The organism is Streptomyces sp. NPDC007189, assembly GCF_040703635.1.
Lineage (GTDB): Bacteria > Actinomycetota > Actinomycetes > Streptomycetales > Streptomycetaceae > Streptomyces.
This window is the reverse complement of sequence record NZ_JBEYEY010000013.1, coordinates 254,927-271,248: the sequence shown is the minus strand read 5'-3', so window position 1 is coordinate 271,248 and position 16,322 is coordinate 254,927. Positions and strand designations below refer to the sequence as shown.

The 16,322-nt window shown below is 70.8% G+C and carries 16 protein-coding genes; 8 read left to right on the top strand and 8 right to left on the bottom strand.

Annotation, left to right across the window (positions count from 1 at the left end; translation table 11 throughout):
* Positions 1 to 198: 198 nt before the first annotated feature.
* On the top strand, positions 199 to 1,206 hold the full coding sequence (locus AB0950_RS26265) for a bifunctional lytic transglycosylase/C40 family peptidase (protein ID WP_360160087.1): 1,008 nt from the start codon (positions 199 to 201) through the stop codon (positions 1,204 to 1,206).
* A gap of 237 nt (positions 1,207 to 1,443) precedes the next feature.
* A complete protein-coding gene (locus tag AB0950_RS26260) occupies positions 1,444 to 2,148 on the top strand; it encodes a phosphatase PAP2 family protein (protein WP_366779534.1) in 705 nt (234 codons plus the stop codon).
* A 189-nt stretch (positions 2,149 to 2,337) separates the two neighbouring features.
* On the opposite strand, the gene AB0950_RS26255 is transcribed toward AB0950_RS26260, so the two are convergent.
* The gene (locus AB0950_RS26255) at positions 2,338 to 3,894 is read right to left on the bottom strand and encodes an FAD-binding oxidoreductase (RefSeq protein ID WP_360160085.1); all 1,557 of its coding nucleotides are present in this window, start codon (positions 3,892 to 3,894) and stop codon (positions 2,338 to 2,340) included.
* A 350-nt stretch (positions 3,895 to 4,244) separates the two neighbouring features.
* Between AB0950_RS26255 and pstS the strand changes: the two genes are divergently transcribed.
* From pstS to pstB, 4 genes are all read left to right on the top strand, one after another.
* Positions 4,245 to 5,378, top strand: coding sequence for a phosphate ABC transporter substrate-binding protein PstS (gene pstS / locus AB0950_RS26250; RefSeq protein ID WP_360160105.1), 1,134 nt, complete (start codon positions 4,245 to 4,247; stop codon positions 5,376 to 5,378).
* Positions 5,379 to 5,492: 114 nt separating this feature from the next.
* Complete coding sequence (gene pstC, locus AB0950_RS26245; protein ID WP_360160084.1) at positions 5,493 to 6,500, top strand: phosphate ABC transporter permease subunit PstC; 1,008 nt, start codon at positions 5,493 to 5,495, stop codon at positions 6,498 to 6,500.
* A complete protein-coding gene (pstA, locus tag AB0950_RS26240; RefSeq protein ID WP_360160083.1) occupies positions 6,497 to 7,558 on the top strand; it encodes a phosphate ABC transporter permease PstA in 1,062 nt (353 codons plus the stop codon). Before pstC ends, pstA begins: the two co-directional genes overlap by 4 nt.
* 72 nt (positions 7,559 to 7,630) lie before the next feature.
* The gene (gene pstB, locus AB0950_RS26235; protein WP_073901271.1) at positions 7,631 to 8,407 is read left to right on the top strand and encodes a phosphate ABC transporter ATP-binding protein PstB; all 777 of its coding nucleotides are present in this window, start codon (positions 7,631 to 7,633) and stop codon (positions 8,405 to 8,407) included.
* Positions 8,408 to 8,864: 457 nt separating this feature from the next.
* Here the strand turns inward: pstB and AB0950_RS26230 are convergent, their stop codons facing one another.
* Positions 8,865 to 9,863 carry an inorganic phosphate transporter gene (locus AB0950_RS26230; protein ID WP_360160082.1) on the bottom strand — a complete coding sequence of 333 codons (999 nt, stop codon included), beginning with the start codon at positions 9,861 to 9,863 and terminating at the stop codon, positions 8,865 to 8,867.
* A gap of 7 nt (positions 9,864 to 9,870) precedes the next feature.
* A complete protein-coding gene (locus tag AB0950_RS26225; protein WP_116150267.1) occupies positions 9,871 to 10,491 on the bottom strand; it encodes a DUF47 family protein in 621 nt (206 codons plus the stop codon).
* A 217-nt stretch (positions 10,492 to 10,708) separates the two neighbouring features.
* Here AB0950_RS26225 and AB0950_RS26220 point away from each other — a divergent pair, with 217 nt between their 5' ends.
* Positions 10,709 to 11,101 carry a metal-sensitive transcriptional regulator gene (locus tag AB0950_RS26220; RefSeq protein ID WP_360160081.1) on the top strand — a complete coding sequence of 131 codons (393 nt, stop codon included), beginning with the start codon at positions 10,709 to 10,711 and terminating at the stop codon, positions 11,099 to 11,101.
* Here the strand turns inward: AB0950_RS26220 and AB0950_RS26215 are convergent.
* A complete protein-coding gene (locus AB0950_RS26215) occupies positions 11,098 to 11,286 on the bottom strand; it encodes a hypothetical protein (protein WP_360160080.1) in 189 nt (62 codons plus the stop codon). The genes AB0950_RS26220 and AB0950_RS26215 overlap by 4 nt on opposite strands.
* A 92-nt stretch (positions 11,287 to 11,378) precedes the next feature.
* Entirely contained in the window at positions 11,379 to 12,227 is an 849-nt protein-coding gene (locus AB0950_RS26210) for a hypothetical protein (RefSeq protein WP_366779540.1), read from the bottom strand.
* A gap of 142 nt (positions 12,228 to 12,369) precedes the next feature.
* Between AB0950_RS26210 and AB0950_RS26205 the strand changes: the two genes are divergently transcribed.
* A complete protein-coding gene (locus AB0950_RS26205; RefSeq protein ID WP_360160079.1) occupies positions 12,370 to 12,543 on the top strand; it encodes a hypothetical protein in 174 nt (57 codons plus the stop codon).
* Here the strand turns inward: AB0950_RS26205 and AB0950_RS26200 are convergent.
* The 3 genes from AB0950_RS26200 to AB0950_RS26190 are packed head-to-tail and all read right to left on the bottom strand — an operon-like array spanning position 12,525 to position 16,309.
* Complete coding sequence (locus AB0950_RS26200) at positions 12,525 to 12,932, bottom strand: NUDIX hydrolase (protein ID WP_360160078.1); 408 nt, start codon at positions 12,930 to 12,932, stop codon at positions 12,525 to 12,527. The genes AB0950_RS26205 and AB0950_RS26200 overlap by 19 nt on opposite strands.
* A gap of 19 nt (positions 12,933 to 12,951) precedes the next feature.
* Positions 12,952 to 14,097: a CHAD domain-containing protein gene (locus AB0950_RS26195; RefSeq protein ID WP_366779533.1), complete on the bottom strand. Its 1,146-nt coding sequence runs from the start codon at positions 14,095 to 14,097 to the stop codon at positions 12,952 to 12,954.
* Complete coding sequence (locus tag AB0950_RS26190) at positions 14,078 to 16,309, bottom strand: RNA degradosome polyphosphate kinase (protein WP_360160076.1); 2,232 nt, start codon at positions 16,307 to 16,309, stop codon at positions 14,078 to 14,080. The genes AB0950_RS26195 and AB0950_RS26190 overlap by 20 nt, the downstream gene beginning before the upstream one ends.
* Positions 16,310 to 16,322: the final 13 nt, after the last annotated feature.

Here is a 16,322-nt window from a genome sequence, read left to right as displayed (position 1 = left end):
CGGAGCCCTGGCCGGGCGCGCCCACGCGGCCCGCGAGGCCGCCCGCACGGATCGGCTCGGGCAACTCCCCACGCCGTTCGGCCGGATGCACACCATGGGGGCATGAGATTCCGCTGTGAGCGGCGTATTGCGTTCTCGTGCCGCAGGCCCGTGCGCTCTTAGACTGCTCCGGGTGGACTGGCCGGTGGCGAGGGGCGGTTGACGGTGCGTAAGGCGTGGGTGGTCGGGGGCGCCCTCGTGGGGGCCGGGACGGGCTTCGTCATGCTGCTCGTCATCGGGGTGTACGTCGTCGCCGGGAACCTCGTCAACGGATTCGGCACGGGTGGCCGGGCGCTGGCGACGGGCGCCGTACCGACCGCCTACAAGTCGCTCGTGCAGAAGTGGGGCAACCTGTGCCCGGCGCTCACCCCCGCGCTGCTCGCCGCCCAGCTGTACCAGGAGAGCGGCTGGAACCCGACCGTCGTCAGCCCCGCCGACGCGCGCGGCATCGCCCAGTTCATCCCCAGCACGTGGGCCACCCACGGCATCGACGGCAACGGCGACGGCAAGCGGGACATCTGGGACCCGGCCGACGCGATCCCGTCGGCCGCCTCCTACGACTGCGAACTGGCGAAGTACGTGAAGGACGTGCCGGGCAACGTCTCCGACAACATGCTCGCCGCCTACAACGCCGGTGCCTACCGCGTCATACAGGCCGGCGGCGTCCCGCCGATCGGCGAGACGCAGAACTACGTCAAGCGGATCCGCAGCCTGGCGCAGAGCTTCGCCGCCCCGGCCCGTCGGATCGACCCCACCCAACAGGCCGCCGGCGCCATCGCGTTCGCGCAGAGCAAGCTCGGCACACCGTATCTGTGGGGCGGCGAGGGATCGGCCTCGCAGGGCGGGCGGTTCGACTGCTCGGGGCTCACGCAGGCCGCGTACGCGAAGGTCGGGATCACCCTGCCGCGGGTCGCCAACGACCAGTACAACGCCGGGCCGCACCCCTCGCGCGGTCAGCTCCTGCCGGGCGACCTGGTGTTCTTCTCCACCGACCTGGGCGACTCGCGGGCCATCCACCACGTGGGGATCTACGTCGGCGGCGGGTACATGATCGACGCGCCGCGCACCGGGGCCGTGATCCGCTTCGACCCCATCGACACCCCCGACTACTTCGGCGCCACCCGCGTCACCGAAGATGGCGCAAAAGCGCTCCCCACGAACGTGTGACCCAGCGTGAACCAACCCCCTGAGCTGCGGTGATGAGTCTCTCTTCGATAACGTCTGCGTGATCATTCAGTGGAGAGTGGAACGTATTGATGGGGGCCGTGCGTTCCTGTTGACGTAGCCGAGCGGACGTCAGTACGGGCAGTTGCGACAGTGCAGCGGAAGCGGATCTACGAACCACGGGGGTAGGAGCGACGCACACGAGGTGCGTCCGGCAGACGACGAAGGGGCCGCAGCACCATGGCTGTACTCGCCGAATCCGGATCGAACCCCGACGTCGGCCTGCTCTACGACATCAACGGCCTCGCCAAGGACGCCCCGCACTGGTTCGACCGGACCATGGAGTTCGTCGGCGAGTACGGCCTGCTGCTCGCCATGGTCCTGCTCGTGCTGTGGTGCTGGTGGACCGTGCGGCGCCGGGGCGGCGAGGACGCCGCGCCCTCCGTGGCCGCGCTGGTGTGGGCGCCGCTCGCGGCCGGCATCGCCGTGCTGGTGAACGTCCCCATCCGGGGCTTCGTGGCGCGGCCCCGGCCCTTCGTGCAACACCAGGGACTGGACGTCCTGGTCTCCGGCAAGACCGACTACTCCTTCGTCAGCGACCACGCGACCATCACCATGGCCCTGGGCGTGGGCCTCTTCGTCGCCCACCGCCGCTTCGGCCTCGTGGGGATAGGGCTCGCGCTGCTGGAAGGCTTCTGCCGGGTCTTCATGGGCGTGCACTATCCGACGGACGTCGTCGGCGGCTTCGCCCTCGGCACGGCCGTCGCCCTCCTGCTGTCCCCGCTCGCCATGGCACTGCTCACCCCGCTGATGCGCGCGGTGGAGCGCTCACCGAGGGCGGGGTGGCTCGTACGGGGGCGCGCTGCTGAGTCCGGCCGCCATGACGCCCTGCTGCCCGGCGTGCGTACGTCCGCCGAGTCCGAGGAACGGGACCTGGCGGCGTAGTTCTCCGCGGCGGGGGTTCGCTTGCCCGCGCGCGCGGGGTGCCGCTGCGCCCACCCGTGCCGTCCCAGCGGCACGACTGCCCGCAGCGACGGCGGAGCCGGCCCCGTAAGGGGCGCGGGGAACTGCGCGACCAGCCCCCACGCACCCGCGGCCGGACACATCGCCGCGCCACCCCCCGCCAACCCCGCCCTACACCCCCTGCGCGTACGAGAAGAACCTCTGCGGGTCGTACTGCTGCTTCACCTTCCCGAGCCTCGTCACCGCGTCCCCGTAATACGCCTTCTTCCAGTTCGCCAGCGTCGGATCCGTGTAGTTCTGGTACGCCGCCCCCGAGGCGTACGGAGCCATCGCCTTGTGGGCCGAGTCCAGCCACGCCTGCGCCGTACCGCCGGAGGCCCCCGCGCTCCAGGACGCGATGTACTGGGCCAGCATCCGGGAGCGGCGGTGGACGAAGGCCGTCGCCGTGGGGGAGACGCGGTTGACCGCGCCGCCGAGGGCCGTGAACGCGATGCTGCCCGCGCCGCCCCGCACCGAGGCGATCTGCCGCAGCACCGTCTGGATGCCGGCCGCCGACAGCGAGCGGTCGAAGAAGTCGGAGCGGGCCGCGTACGTCTCCCGGTCCAGCCGGCCCTGCGGCGAGCGGCCCGGGGTGGGGCCCGGCAGATGGCACTGGGCGTCGGCGGAGAAGGACGAGCAGCCGGCGTAGATCTCCATCGCCTCCTCGTAGCCCCGGCGGCGCAGGCTGACGGAGGAGGCGTTCGCGCCGGCCGCGTGGGCCAGCCGGTCCACGGCGTTCTGCAGCTCGCCGTAGGTGCCCAGGGAGAAGCAGGCCACGGAGACGGTGGGGGTGCGGCCCGGCGCGCACTCCAGGTGCAGGGACGACCAGATCTCGTCGGGCTGGCCCGGACCCCACTCCTGCCAGGCCTTGAGCACGGCCGCGGCCTTCGCCCACGGCCAGGTCAGGTACGCCGTCACGGCCTGCGGCGCCGGGTGGGTCTTGAACTGCAGCTCGGTGACGACGCCGAAGTTGCCGTTGCCGGCGCCGCGCAGCGCCCAGAACAGGTCGGAGTGGCTGCTGGCGTCGGCCGTCACCTGGGTGCCGTCCGCGGTGATCAGGGTCGCCCGGGTGAGGCTGTCGCAGGTCAGGCCGTACGCCCGCGACGCGACCCCGTGGCCGCCGCCGAGGACCAGGCCGGAGACGCCGACGGTGGGGCAGGAGCCGGCGGGTATGGTCGCGCCCTTCGCGGCCAGCGCCCGGTAGACGTCGATCAGCTTGGAGCCGGCGCCGACCACCGCCTGCCCGCCGGAGACGCGGATGCGGTTCAGCTTCGACACGTCGAGGATGAGGCGGTTGTCGCCGGAGGAGTAGCCCGCGTAGGAGTGGCCGCCGTTGCGTATGGACACGCGTATCGCGTGCGCCTGGGCGTAGGCGAGGGTGGTGCGGATGTCGTCGGCGTGCGCCGCATAGGCGACCGCGGCGGGCTTCAGGCCGTCGAAGCGGGTGTTGTACAGCTGGTGCGCCGTCTTCCAGTCGGCGTCCCCGGGCCGGACCAGGGTGCCGTCCAGGTCGCGGGCGAGGGCCGCCCAGTTCGCGGCGGCGCTGTCGCCCGCGGTCTTCAGCGAGGCCAGCGGAGAGGATCCCGTGCGCGTCGAGGCGGCCGGCCCGCCCGCGCCCGAGCTGCAGCCGGTCAGTGCGGTCGCGGCCAGTACGGCCGTGCCGCCCGCGATGAACGTACGCCGTTCCATGCCCATCGTCGTGTGTCGCCCTTCCGCAGGCCCCCTTGGCCTGTCGTGGGGTGAGACGACCGCTTCGGCGCGTTGGTTCGTAACAGTTCATCCACAGGGAACCGAACGTCGATGCCGCGTCCGCGTAACCCGGGGGCCGGAACCTCCATGTGTTCTCCCCGTGAGCATTCCGTGACCTAACCAGGCCGACGGCAGGGGTTCACCCCTCGTTCACTTCCGGCCATCGGCGGCTTCACCTGTTCTGCCTAATTTCGGCCGTGACGGTGCGGAGCGCGGCCCTGTGGCGCCCGCGCTGGCTCCATACCTCGCACGCCGCCGACCGCGGCGGCTCCTGGAAGGAACTCCCGAAAGTGAAGCTTCAGCGCAAGAACCGGCTGCGCGCCCTGTCGCTCGGTGCGATCGCCGTGACCGGCGCCCTGGCCCTGACGGCGTGCGGCTCCGACGACAACGGCGGCGGTTCCAACGCCTCGGGCAAGCCGTCCGGGGCCACCAACGCCTCCTCGATCAAGTGCGACAACGCCAAGGGTCAGCTGCTCGCAGACGGCTCCTCCGCGCAGAAGAACGCGATCGACGCCTGGGTCAAGAACTTCTCCCAGGCCTGCGGCGTGCAGATCAACTACAAGGGCGGCGGCTCCGGCGCCGGCGTCACCTCCTTCACCCAGGGCCAGCTCGCCTTCGCCGGCTCCGACTCCGCGCTGAAGCCCGAAGAGGTCACGGCCTCGAAGAAGGTGTGCAACGGCGGCCAGGGCATCGACCTGCCGATGGTCGGCGGCCCGATCGCCCTCGGTTACAACGTGCCGGGCGTCGACAACCTGGTCCTGGACGCCCCGACCATCGCCAAGATCTTCGACAGCAAGATCACCAACTGGAACGACCAGGCGATCAAGAAGCTGAACCCGTCGGCGAAGCTGCCCGACCTGAAGATCCAGGCGTTCCACCGCTCGGACGAGTCCGGCACCACGGACAACTTCACCAAGTACCTGATCGCCACCACCCCGGACAACTGGAAGTACTCCGGCGGCAAGGCCTGGCAGGCCAAGGGCGGCCAGTCCGCCCCGCAGTCCGCGGGTGTGGCCCAGCAGGTCAAGCAGACCTCCGGCGCCATCGGCTACTTCGAGCTGTCCTACGTCAAGGACGGCATGAAGGCCGTCTCCATCGACACCGGCGCCAGCAAGCCGGTCGCGCCGAGCACCGCGTCCGCCACCGCCGACATCGCGGCCGCCAAGGTCATCGGCACCGGCAAGGACCTGTCGCTGAAGCTCGACTACAAGACCAAGGCCGACGGCGCCTACCCGATCACCCTGGTCACGTACGAGATCGTCTGCGACAAGGGCAACAAGGCGGACACCCTGCCCGCCACCAAGGCGTTCCTGCGCTACATCGCCAGCGAGGACGGCCAGAAGATCCTCTCCACGATCGACTACGCGCCCGTCCCCGACGAGATCATCGCCAAGGTCCGCACCACCATCGAGGGCCTGAGCTGACCTGATCCGAAAGTGCGGCCCGCGCCCGCCAGGGCCCGGGCCGCACCGTCCGGTGCACCGCCGCCATGAGCCGCCGCCCGTGAGGGCGCCCGGTTCCGCAGACCGGAGAACCCGATGGACATATCGACCAAGACCCCAGACGCACCGCCGCCCACGCCCCAGCCCTCGCTGACCGAGCAGAAACGCGCCGCCCGCGGTGCGACCCGCCCCGGCGACCGGATCTTCCTGGGCCTGACCCGCGGCTCGGGCATCCTGCTGCTGGTGATCATGGCCGCGATCGCGGTCTTCCTCACCTACCGTGCCTCCCTCGCGATCAGCAAGGACCACGGCAACTTCCTGACCACCTCCGAGTGGAACACCAACCTCACCCCGCCGACCTTCGGCATCGCGGTGCTGGCCTTCGGCACGATCGTCTCCTCGGTCATCGCCATGGTCATCGCCGTCCCGGTCGCGGTCGCGATCGCGCTGTTCATCACGCACTACGCACCGCGCCGCCTGTCCGGCCCGGTGGCGTACGTGATCGACCTGCTCGCCGCCGTGCCGTCCATCGTCTACGGCCTGTGGGGCGCCCTGGTCCTGGTGCCGCACATGAACGGCCTGTACGGCTGGCTCGACGACTTCTTCGGCTGGACCGGGATCTTCTCCTGGGACAAGGGCGCGCCGCGCTCCATGCTCAGCGTCGGCATCCTGCTCGCGATCATGATCCTGCCGATCATCACCAACGTGAGCCGCGAGGTCTTCCGCCAGGTCCCGCGCATGCACGAGGAGGCCGCCCTGGCCCTCGGCGCCACGCGCTGGGAGGTCGTCCGCATGTCCGTGCTGCCCTTCGGCCGCTCCGGTGTGATCTCCGCGTCGATGCTCGGCCTCGGCCGCGCCCTCGGTGAGACGATGGCCGTGGCCACCGTGCTCTCCCCCGACTTCATCATCCACGCCAGCCTGCTCAACCCGGGCGGCGGCACCTTCGCCCAGAACATCGCCAGCAAGTTCAGCGAGGCGACCGAGTTCGGCCGGGACGCGCTCATCGCCTCCGGTCTGGTCCTCTTCGTCATCACCCTGCTGGTCAACGGCGCGGCCCGGCTGATCATCGCCCGCCGCGCGGAGTACTCGGGGGCCAACGCATGAGCACCGCAAGCCTGACCGACAAGCGCTCGAGCAGCCTGCGGGCCGCCAGCCTGCCGAAGTGGACGCCGTGGGCGACCGCCGCCGGCTCCCTGGTCCTCGGCATCGGCATCTCCCTGGCCGCCGGCCTGGACAGCAGGATCCAGTGGGGTCTGATCGCCGCGGTCCTGTTCGTCCTCGGCACGTACGGCGTCGCCGCGCGCGTCGAGGGCCGCCGCCAGGCCAAGGACCGCGTGGCGACCAGCCTGGTCTGGGTCGCCTTCCTGGTCGCCGTGATCCCGCTGGTCTCCCTGATCTGGGTGACCGTCGCGCGCGGTGTGAAGGTCCTGGACGTCTACTTCCTGACCCACTCGATGGGCGTCGTCGCCGACGACGAGCCCGGCGGCGGCATCTACCACGCCATCATCGGCAGCCTGGAGCAGGTCGGCCTGGGCACCCTGATCGGCGCCCCGATCGGCGTGCTCACCGCGATCTACCTGGTGGAGTACGGCCGCGGCCGGCTCGCCAAGGCGGTGACGTTCTTCGTCGACGTCATGACGGGCATCCCGTCGATCGTCGCCGGCCTGTTCATCCTGTCGCTGATGCTCATCTTCAAGATGCAGCCGTTCGGCTTCGCCGGTTCGCTGGCCCTGGCCATCCTGATGATGCCGGTCGTCGTCCGGTCCACCGAGGAGATGCTCAAGCTCGTCCCGAACGAGCTGCGCGAGGCCTCGCTGGCGCTGGGCGTGCCGAAGTGGCGCACCATCCTGAAGGTGGTCCTGCCGACCTCCATCGGCGGCATCACCACCGGCATCATGCTGTCGGTCGCCCGTATCGCCGGTGAGACCGCGCCGGTGCTGCTGCTGGTCTTCGGCAACCCGTTCATCAACAACAACCCCTTCGAGGGCGCGCAGGCGTCGCTGCCGCTGTACATCTACCAGCAGTTCGCCAACAGCGCGGGTTCGGGAGCGGCGTACGACCGCGCGTGGGCGGCGTCCCTCACGCTGATCGCCTTCGTGATGATCCTCAACCTGGTGGCCCGCGGCATCGCCCGCTGGAAGGCCCCCAAGACCGGTCGCTGAGGCGACTATTTCCGGCTCCGGGCGGGGCCACACAGCGACCGAGCTTGATTTTCTGGAAGTGAAGTAGACGACATGGCCAAGCGAATCGACGTAAGCGGACTGACCGCGTACTACGGCTCCCACAAGGCGATCGAGGACATCTCGATGACCGTCGAGCCGCGTTCGGTGACGGCGTTCATCGGCCCCTCCGGCTGCGGCAAGTCGACGTTCCTGCGCACGCTGAACCGGATGCACGAGGTCACGCCGGGTGGCCGCGTCGAGGGCAAGGTGCTGCTGGACGACGAGGACCTGTACGGCGCCGGGATCGACCCGGTGTCCGTCCGCCGCGAGGTGGGCATGGTCTTCCAGCGGCCGAACCCCTTCCCCACGATGTCGATCTTCGACAACGTGGCGGCGGGTCTGCGGCTGAACGGCAACTACAAGAAGTCGGAACTGAGCGACGTCGTCGAGAAGTCGCTCAAGGGCGCGAACCTCTGGAACGAGGTCAAGGACCGGCTGAACAAGCCGGGCTCCGGGCTGTCCGGTGGCCAGCAGCAGCGTCTGTGCATCGCCCGCGCGATCGCGGTGGAGCCGAAGGTGCTGCTGATGGACGAGCCGTGCTCCGCGCTGGACCCGATCTCGACGCTCGCGATCGAGGACCTGATCGGTGAGCTGAAGGAGCGCTTCACGATCGTCATCGTGACGCACAACATGCAGCAGGCGGCGCGTGTCTCGGACCGTACGGCGTTCTTCAACCTCGCCGCGGTGGGTCAGCCGGGGCGGCTGATCGAGATCGACGACACCGAGCGCATCTTCTCCAACCCGTCCGTCCAGGCCACCGAGGACTACATCTCGGGCCGCTTCGGCTAGGCCGACGCCGGTGTCCCAGAACCCCTCGCGGTGCTGCATGGCGGTGCCACCGTGAGGACGCAAAGGGCCCGCCCCTCTTCTGGGGCGGGCCCACTGCGTTCCGCTTCCCTGCCGCATCCGGGGGCTCCGCCCCCAACCCCGCCGGGGCTCCGCCCCTGGCCCCCTTTGCCCACCCACCCGACTCGGTCGGCTGAATGGCCGGCGGCTGGGGAGCGGTTGATTGAAGGGCCGGGGTGCGTGGGGGAAGGGCTTGGCTGAGGGGCTGGGGATGGGTGCAGAACCCCCCGATCCCCCACCCCCACGCGTCCGGTCAGCACGCCCCAGCACGCCGCTCCGGTCGGCCTTTGCTGCCTGGCCTTCGTGCGCGGCAGCGCTCGGTGGCTCGGTGCATGAGAACGCCCACCTCCCTCGGCCCGTGTTTCAGGCGGGCGAGTCGGGTGGGCGGGGACGGACGGGCTTACAGGACCGTCAGGTTCACGATGCCGAAGGCCAGGGCCGCGACCAGGGCCGCGGCCGGCATGGTGATGAACCAGCCCAGGACGATGTTCTTGGCCACGCCCCAGCGGACGGCGTTGAGGCGCTTGGTCGCGCCGACACCCATGATCGCCGAGGTGATGACGTGGGTCGTGGAGATCGGGGCCTTGAAGAGGTACGCCGTGCCGAACATGATCGAGGCGCCGGTCGCCTCCGCGGCGAAGCCCTGTGGCGGGTCCAGCTCGATGATCTTGCGGCCGAGCGTGCGCATGATGCGCCAGCCGCCCGCGTAGGTGCCGAGGGAGAGCATCAGCGCCGAGACGATCTTCACCCAGACCGGGATCGGGTCGCCGAACGTCTCGTGGCCGGAAATCACCAGTGCCATCACGACCACGCCCATCGTCTTCTGGGCGTCCTGGAGGCCGTGACCGAGGGCCATGCCGGCCGCCGAGACCGTCTGCGCGATCCGGAAGCCGCGCTTGGCCTTGTGCGGGTTGGCCCGGCGGAACAGCCACATGATCGCCAGCATCACCAGGTAGCCGACGATCAGGCCGACCACCGGGGACAGGAACATCGGAATGATGATCTTGTCGACCACGCCGTTCCAGTGGACGGCCGTACCGCCCGCGAGGGCCGCGCCCACCAGGCCGCCGAACAGGGCGTGGGAGGAGGACGAGGGCAGGCCGAAGTACCAGGTGACCAGGTTCCAGGTGATCGCGCCGATCAGGGCCGCGAAGAGGATCCCCATCCCGTGCGAGCCCGAGGGCGACTCGATCAGGCCCTCGCTGACCGTCTTGGCGACCCCGGAGCCCAGAAAGGCGCCGGCCAGGTTCATGACCGCCGCCATGGCGAGCGCCGCCCGCGGGGTCAGTGCCCGCGTGGAGACCGACGTGGCGATCGCGTTCGCCGAGTCGTGGAAGCCGTTCGTGTACGTGAAGAAGAGCGCGACCGCGATGGTCACGACCAGGGCGAAGGTGGCCATCGACGCCTCAGGACTCCTTGACGGCGATGGTCTCCACCGTGTTCGCCACGTGCTCGAACGCGTCGGCCGCCTCTTCCAGGACGTCCACGATCTGCTTGAGCTTGAGCACCTCGATCGCGTCGTACTTGCCGTTGAAGAGGTGGGCCAGCAGTTTGCGGTGGATCTGGTCGGCCTGGTTCTCCAGGCGGTTGACCTCGATCCAGTACTCGGTGAGGTTGTCCAGCGTGCGGAGGTTCGGCATCGCCTCCGCGGTCAGCTCGGCCGCCCGGGCCAGCACCTCGATCTGCTGCTCGACGCCCTTCGGCAGTTCCTCGACGTTGTAGAGGACGACCAGGTCGACGGCCTCCTCCATGAAGTCCATGATGTCGTCGAGGGACCCGGCGAGGGTGTAGATGTCCTCGCGGTCGAACGGCGTGATGAACGAGGAGTTCAGCTGGTGGAAGATCGCGTGCGTGGCGTCGTCACCTGCGTGTTCCGCGGCCCGCATACGCTCTGCGATCTCGGCCCGGGCGGAAGCGTCCGCCCCGAGCAGTTCCATCAGGAGTTTCGAGCCCGTGACGATGTTGTCCGCGGACGCGGCGAACATGTCGTAGAAGCTCGTCTCCCTGGGGGTCAGACGAAAGCGCACGTGGGTTCCTCTAGGTGCTTCGGTTTCGGTCAGGGTGATGCTAGGCGCATCATCCGGCCACGGCTATCGGGCCGCATCCCAGTGTCGCCCATCGGGCAGGATGATCAGCACGGGGGCGGACCAAGGGCTGTCTACCCCGAAAGTTGGTTACCATATACCCAGTAGGGGTATGGATCCCCGATTGTGCCCGCCGCTCGTCCCGAAATGGAGGCCCGCGATGACGACGACCGAGGCCGGCGCCGAAACGGCACCCTCCCAGACCACGGGCGAGACCGTGAGCGAGACCACGGGCGCGGCCGCGGGTGAGACCGCGCACACCCCGCATGCCACGCACGGCTACCACAAGCAGAAGGACGAGCACCTCAAGCGGCTGCGCCGGATCGAGGGCCAGATCCGCGGCCTGCAGCGGATGGTCGACGAGGACACCTACTGCATCGACATACTGACCCAGGTCTCCGCCTCCACCAAGGCGCTGCAGTCCTTCGCGCTGCAGCTGCTGGAGGAGCACCTGCGGCACTGCGTGGCCGACGCGGCCCTCAAGGGCGGCGACGAGATCGACACGAAGGTGGACGAGGCGACGAAGGCGATCGGCCGCCTCCTGCGGTCCTAGGCCGGGTCGCAGGCCCCGCAGGCCGCGCGTTCCTCGGCGACGCGGAGCACCTCGTCGATGCTCTCCAGACTGAGCCGGTCCTCGGCGGCGGAGGCCGCGATGATCAGCTCCCCGCACAGCTCGATCTCGGCGAGGGCCACGTGGTCCTGCACCGCCGTACCGCCGACCGGTGCCACCCGCCTCACCTTCTCTCTGCCGTCACCGGCTTCCTAGAGTAGGGAGTGGCCTACACACCGCGCATGGCACGGACGGGCTACTTACGCACCGGCGGTAGGGACTAGTCGCGGTCCTCGGCGATACGGCCCGCGTAGATGTCCGCGGAGCGCGGCAGCCGTACGTCGGCGGGGGCGCCGAAGTCGTACAGCAGGGTCGTCGAGGCGACCGCCACGGGGTTCTTCTGCCGGCCGTTGACGAAGCTGAAGCGCTGCCTGAGCTTGCGGATGCGGCCCTGGTCGTCGAGATAGGCGTCGAACGGGACTTCGGTCGTGGCGAACCCTTTCGCCGCCGCGGCCAGCGGGCCGCGGTTCCCGGTGGAGGCCAGGCGGGCCGCGCCGCGCAGGTCCGCCGTGCCCCGGTAGTGCAGCACGGGGGTGCCGCCGACCTCGGTCCGGCCGACGTAGGCCGCGGTGCGGGTGCCGCGCAGCACCTCGGCCGCCGCGTACGGGTCGGTCGCGCCGCCGGTGACCAGGTTGCCGTCGGACAGCGTGGCGATGTCCACCCGCACCCACTTGTCGGCGGGCACGCCCGCGCCCCGGTTCTTCATGAACAGGGCGCCCGGCGCGAGGAGTTCGGTGATCGGCTGGTGCTCGGAGGCGCCCGCCGGATCCTCGGGCAGCACGACGGTGAGCCGGCCGAGGCGGTGCCGGTAGTCGTAGACACCCTGGCCGCGGATGGTGACCCGGGTGCCGCCCGTGGCCATCTCCATGGAGGTGGTCGCCTGCGAACTGCCCGCCCCGCGCAGGGTGTCGGCCGCCCGGCGCAGCACGGCGACCGGATCACCCCCGCCCTTGACGTCCTCGGCGGCGGCCCCGCTGCCGGAACAGCCCGTGGCACCCGCCCCGAGGCCGAGCATGATGCCGACCGCGAGGACCGTACTGCCCGCGCTCCTGTGCTGCCGCCGCTCCATCGCCTGCCTACCCCCAGCCGGTACGTCCGTCACGGGCCCCCTACTCCTCCGGTCAACGACGGGCAGGGGGGCGTCGTCACGCGGCGAGGGAGCGGACACCGCACCAGGAGCCCTTCATCCAGGGGCCGGTAACGTTGTCGGCGTGGCGCAGCAGGAGGGGCCGGAGCGCGTCCGGCAGGGGCAGGAGCACCTCACCTCGACGACGGAACAGGGCCGTTTCTGCGTGGCCCGCTGCACCTGCGGCTGGCGCGGTCCGGCCCGCCGCGCCCGCAGCCAGGCACGGACGGACGCGGAGGCTCACACGGCGGGCCTGTGAAGGGCGTCGACCAGCTCGCGGTCCCGGATCTGGGTGAGCCGGCCGCGGGCGGCGGCGGGGGAGAGCCACAGGATCCGGTCCACCTCGCTGTTCGGGGTGAAGCGGCCGGAGACCGCCTCGGCCGCCCAGTACCGCACCTGCTTGGGACGGCCGCCCGCCACATAGCGCACGGTCGGCAGCTCGGCCCCGGGCCGGGCGGTGTACCCGGTCTCCTCCGCGACCTCGCGCAGGGCGCCCGCGAGCGGGTCCTCACCCCGCTTGAGCTTGCCCTTGGGGTGGGACCAGTCGTCGTACTTCGGCCGGTGGACCAGACAGATCTCCAGGTCCCCGGAGGCCGGCGAGCGGCGCCACAGCACGCAGCCGGCCGCCCGCACCAGGGTGTCGTCCACACCGCCCTCCTTCGGGGACTCAGGGTGTGCTGACCGTCCGCTTCTGCCAGGCCTGCTGGAAGGCGAACCTGGCGGCCTCCACCTCGTGCCGCTGGTCGGCGTGGAGCACGCCGAGCGCGTACGCCGTCGCCGGGGCGATCCGGGGCGTACGGGCCGCCTGGGCCGCCGCCGCTGCCGCCTCCGAGGCGTCCCGGTGCCGGTTCAGCGCCCGCCCGGCCGCCAGCAGTCGCACGTCCACCGGCATGTTGCCGCCGTGCAGCGCCTCCTGGGCGTAGCGGTGCAGCCGCAGCAGCAGCCGGACCTGGTGCCAGGGGCCGTCCTGCGGGTGCGGGGCCGGGTCCGGTGACAGACCGTGCACCAGGGCCTCTGCGTTGTAGGGGTGGCCCGCCGTGACCAGGGGGAGCGCCGCGATCGCGGCGGTCAGCCGTTCCTCCGCGGCGGCTGCCGGCGGGCGCAGGTCGGTGGTGGGCGCGGCGGGGGTGAGGGGGACCTCGCTGGCCAGTACGGCGACCTTGTCGGCGACGGCGTGGAAGCGGCTGGATCCCAGTGCCTGCAGGGCTGTGGAGTGGGCCCTCGTCCGGGCGAGGGTGAGCTGGCGTTCCAGCAGGGCGCCTGCTTTGGCCGCGCCCACGGTGAGGTTGCCGCGCTCTGCCGTCGCCGTCGCGTTGGCCGGACCACCGGTGTTCTCCAGTGCCGCTTTCAGCGGGGCGGGCGCCGCCCCGGCGGCTGCCGCATCGCCCGTGCTCGCCGTCGCGCCCACGCTGCCGACGCCCGCCGTCGCCACCGCCTGGCCCGGGAACGTCGTGGCCCCCGACAACCGGTGCAGCGCCAGCAGCAGCCGTTCCAGCCGGGCCTCGTAGGCGTGCTCAAGGCCCAACGTGCCGGACAGCCACGCCAGTTCGGGGCGCATCTCCTCGGACCAGTCGGCGTCGAGGAGCGGGCGGAAGGTGTGCAGGCTGCCGCTGATGCGGCGGGCCGAGCGGCGCAGCAGCCGGGCCGCGTCGACGGACTCCTCGGCGCCGCCCGCCGTGTGACCGCCGGTCTCGCGGTGCAGGCGCAGGGCGCGCAGGAACTCCGTGGCCTGGGCGCGCAGGTACGCCGCGAGGGCGTCCCCGGTCACCTCGGCGGCCGCGGGGTCCGTCGGGTCAAGGTGTTGCTGTGCCACGCCGGCGCCTCCGGGCGTCTATGAGCATCTCCTGGACGTTGCGCAGCGGCTGTCCGTCCGCGTCGGTCGCGTGTCGCGTCCACTCGCCGTCCGGGCCGAGGTGCCAGGAGGAGGTCGCGTCGGACATGCCGGTGTCGAGCAGCCGGTTCAGGGCCGCCCGGTGGGCGGGATCGACGACCCGCACCAGGGCTTCTATCCGGCGGTCGAGGTTGCGGTGCATCATGTCGGCGCTGCCGAACCACACCTCGGGCTCGCCGCCGTTGCCGAAGGCGAACACCCGGGAGTGCTCGAGGAAGCGGCCGAGGACCGAGCGGACCCGGATGTTCTCCGACAGGCCGGAGACGCCGGGGCGCAGCGCGCAGATGCCGCGCACCCACACGTCCACCGGCACGCCCGCCTGGGACGCGCGGTAGAGGGCGTCGATGACGGCCTCGTCGACCATGGAGTTGACCTTGATGCGGACGAAGGCCGGACGGCCCGCGCGGTGGTGCTGGACCTCCTTCTCTATCCGCGAGATCAGACCGTCGCGCAGCGACTTCGGGGCCACCAGCAGCCGGCGGTAGGTCTCCCGGCGCGAGTAGCCCGACAGCCGGTTGAACAGGTCGGAGAGGTCGGCGCCGACCTGCGGGTCGGCGGTGAGCAGGCCGAGGTCCTCGTACAGGCGCGCCGTCTTCGGGTGGTAGTTGCCCGTGCCGACGTGGCTGTAGCGGCGCAGCGTCTCGCCCTCCTGGCGGACGACGAGGGACAGCTTGCAGTGCGTCTTCAGGCCGACCAGGCCGTAGACGACGTGGCAGCCGGCCTCCTCCAGCTTGCGCGCCCACTTGATGTTGGCGTGCTCGTCGAAGCGGGCCTTGATCTCCACCAGGACGAGGACCTGCTTGCCGGACTCGGCGGCGTCGATCAGCGCGTCGACTATCGGGGAGTCGCCGGAGGTGCGGTACAGGGTCTGCTTGATCGCGAGGACGTCCGGGTCGCCCGCCGCCTGCTCCAGGAACGCCTGCACGGACGTGGAGAAGCTGTCGTACGGGTGGTGCAGCAGGACGTCGCGGGTGCGCAGGGCGGCGAAGATGTCCGGCGCGGACGCGGACTCCACCTCGGCGAGGTCGCGGTGGGTGCCGGCGACGAACTTCGGGTACTTCAGCTCGGGCCGGTCGAGGCCGTGGATCCGGAACAGGCCGGTGAGGTCGAGCGGACCCGGCAGCGGGTACACCTCCGCCTCGGAGATCTTCAGCTCGCGCACGAGCAGGTCCAGCACCTCGCGGTCGACGGACTCCTCGACCTCCAGGCGCACCGGCGGGCCGAAGCGGCGCCGCATGAGCTCCTTCTCCAGGGCCTGGAGCAGGTTCTCGGCGTCGTCCTCCTCGACCTCCAGGTCCTCGTTCCGGGTGAGGCGGAAGGTGTGGTGCTCCAGCACCTCCATGCCCGGGAACAGCTCCTCCAGGTGCGCGGCGATGACGTCCTCGATGGGGACGTACCGGCCGGGGCTGCTCTCCAGGAAGCGGGACAGCAGCGGCGGCACCTTCACGCGCGCGAAGTGCTTGTGGCCGCTTACCGGGTTCCGCACGACCACGGCCAGGTTCAGGGAGAGGCCGGAGATGTACGGGAACGGGTGCGCGGGGTCGACGGCCAGCGGCGTGAGAACGGGGAAGATCTGGTGCCGGAACAGCGTGAACAGGCGGGCCTGCTCCTTGTCGGTCAGCTCGTTCCAGCGGACCAGGTGGATGCCCTCCTCCGCGAGCGCGGGGGCGACGTCCTCGTGGTAGCAGGCGGCGTGCCGGGCCATGAGCTCGCGCGAGCGGGCCCAGATCATCTCCAGCACCTCGCGCGGCTGCAGCCCCGAGGCGGACCGGGTGGCCACGCCGGTGGCGATACGGCGCTTCAGCCCTGCCACCCGGACCATGAAGAACTCGTCCAGGTTGCTGGCGAAGATCGCGAGGAAGTTCGCGCGCTCCAGCAACGGCGTGTCCGGATCCTCGGCCAGCTCCAGGACCCGCTCGTTGAAGGCGAGCCAGCTGCGTTCACGGTCCAGGAAACGGCCCTGCGGCAGCGGAGCGCCGTCGGTCCTCGACTCCTCGTACGCGTCGAGGTCCGCGTCGATGTCCGGTTCCAGGTCGGAGACCGCGCCCTGCGCGAAATGCGTGCGGTGCGCGGCTATGGAGCCCACGTCGGGCTGGATGCGCTGGACCTCTGCCTGGGCGTCGTGCTGGCTCATGAACCCATTCTTC

Coding starts and splice junctions, on each gene's coding strand:
- AB0950_RS26260 (WP_366779534.1), top strand. CDS start 1,444: ATGGCTGTACTCGCCGAATCCGGATCGAACCCCGACGTCGGCCTGCTC.
- AB0950_RS26230 (WP_360160082.1), bottom strand. CDS start 9,863: ATGGCCACCTTCGCCCTGGTCGTGACCATCGCGGTCGCGCTCTTCTTC.
- pstA (WP_360160083.1), top strand. CDS start 6,497: ATGAGCACCGCAAGCCTGACCGACAAGCGCTCGAGCAGCCTGCGGGCC.
- AB0950_RS26210 (WP_366779540.1), bottom strand. CDS start 12,227: ATGGAGCGGCGGCAGCACAGGAGCGCGGGCAGTACGGTCCTCGCGGTC.
- AB0950_RS26190 (WP_360160076.1), bottom strand. CDS start 16,309: ATGAGCCAGCACGACGCCCAGGCAGAGGTCCAGCGCATCCAGCCCGAC.
- pstC (WP_360160084.1), top strand. CDS start 5,493: ATGGACATATCGACCAAGACCCCAGACGCACCGCCGCCCACGCCCCAG.
- pstB (WP_073901271.1), top strand. CDS start 7,631: ATGGCCAAGCGAATCGACGTAAGCGGACTGACCGCGTACTACGGCTCC.
- AB0950_RS26220 (WP_360160081.1), top strand. CDS start 10,709: ATGACGACGACCGAGGCCGGCGCCGAAACGGCACCCTCCCAGACCACG.
- AB0950_RS26255 (WP_360160085.1), bottom strand. CDS start 3,894: ATGGAACGGCGTACGTTCATCGCGGGCGGCACGGCCGTACTGGCCGCG.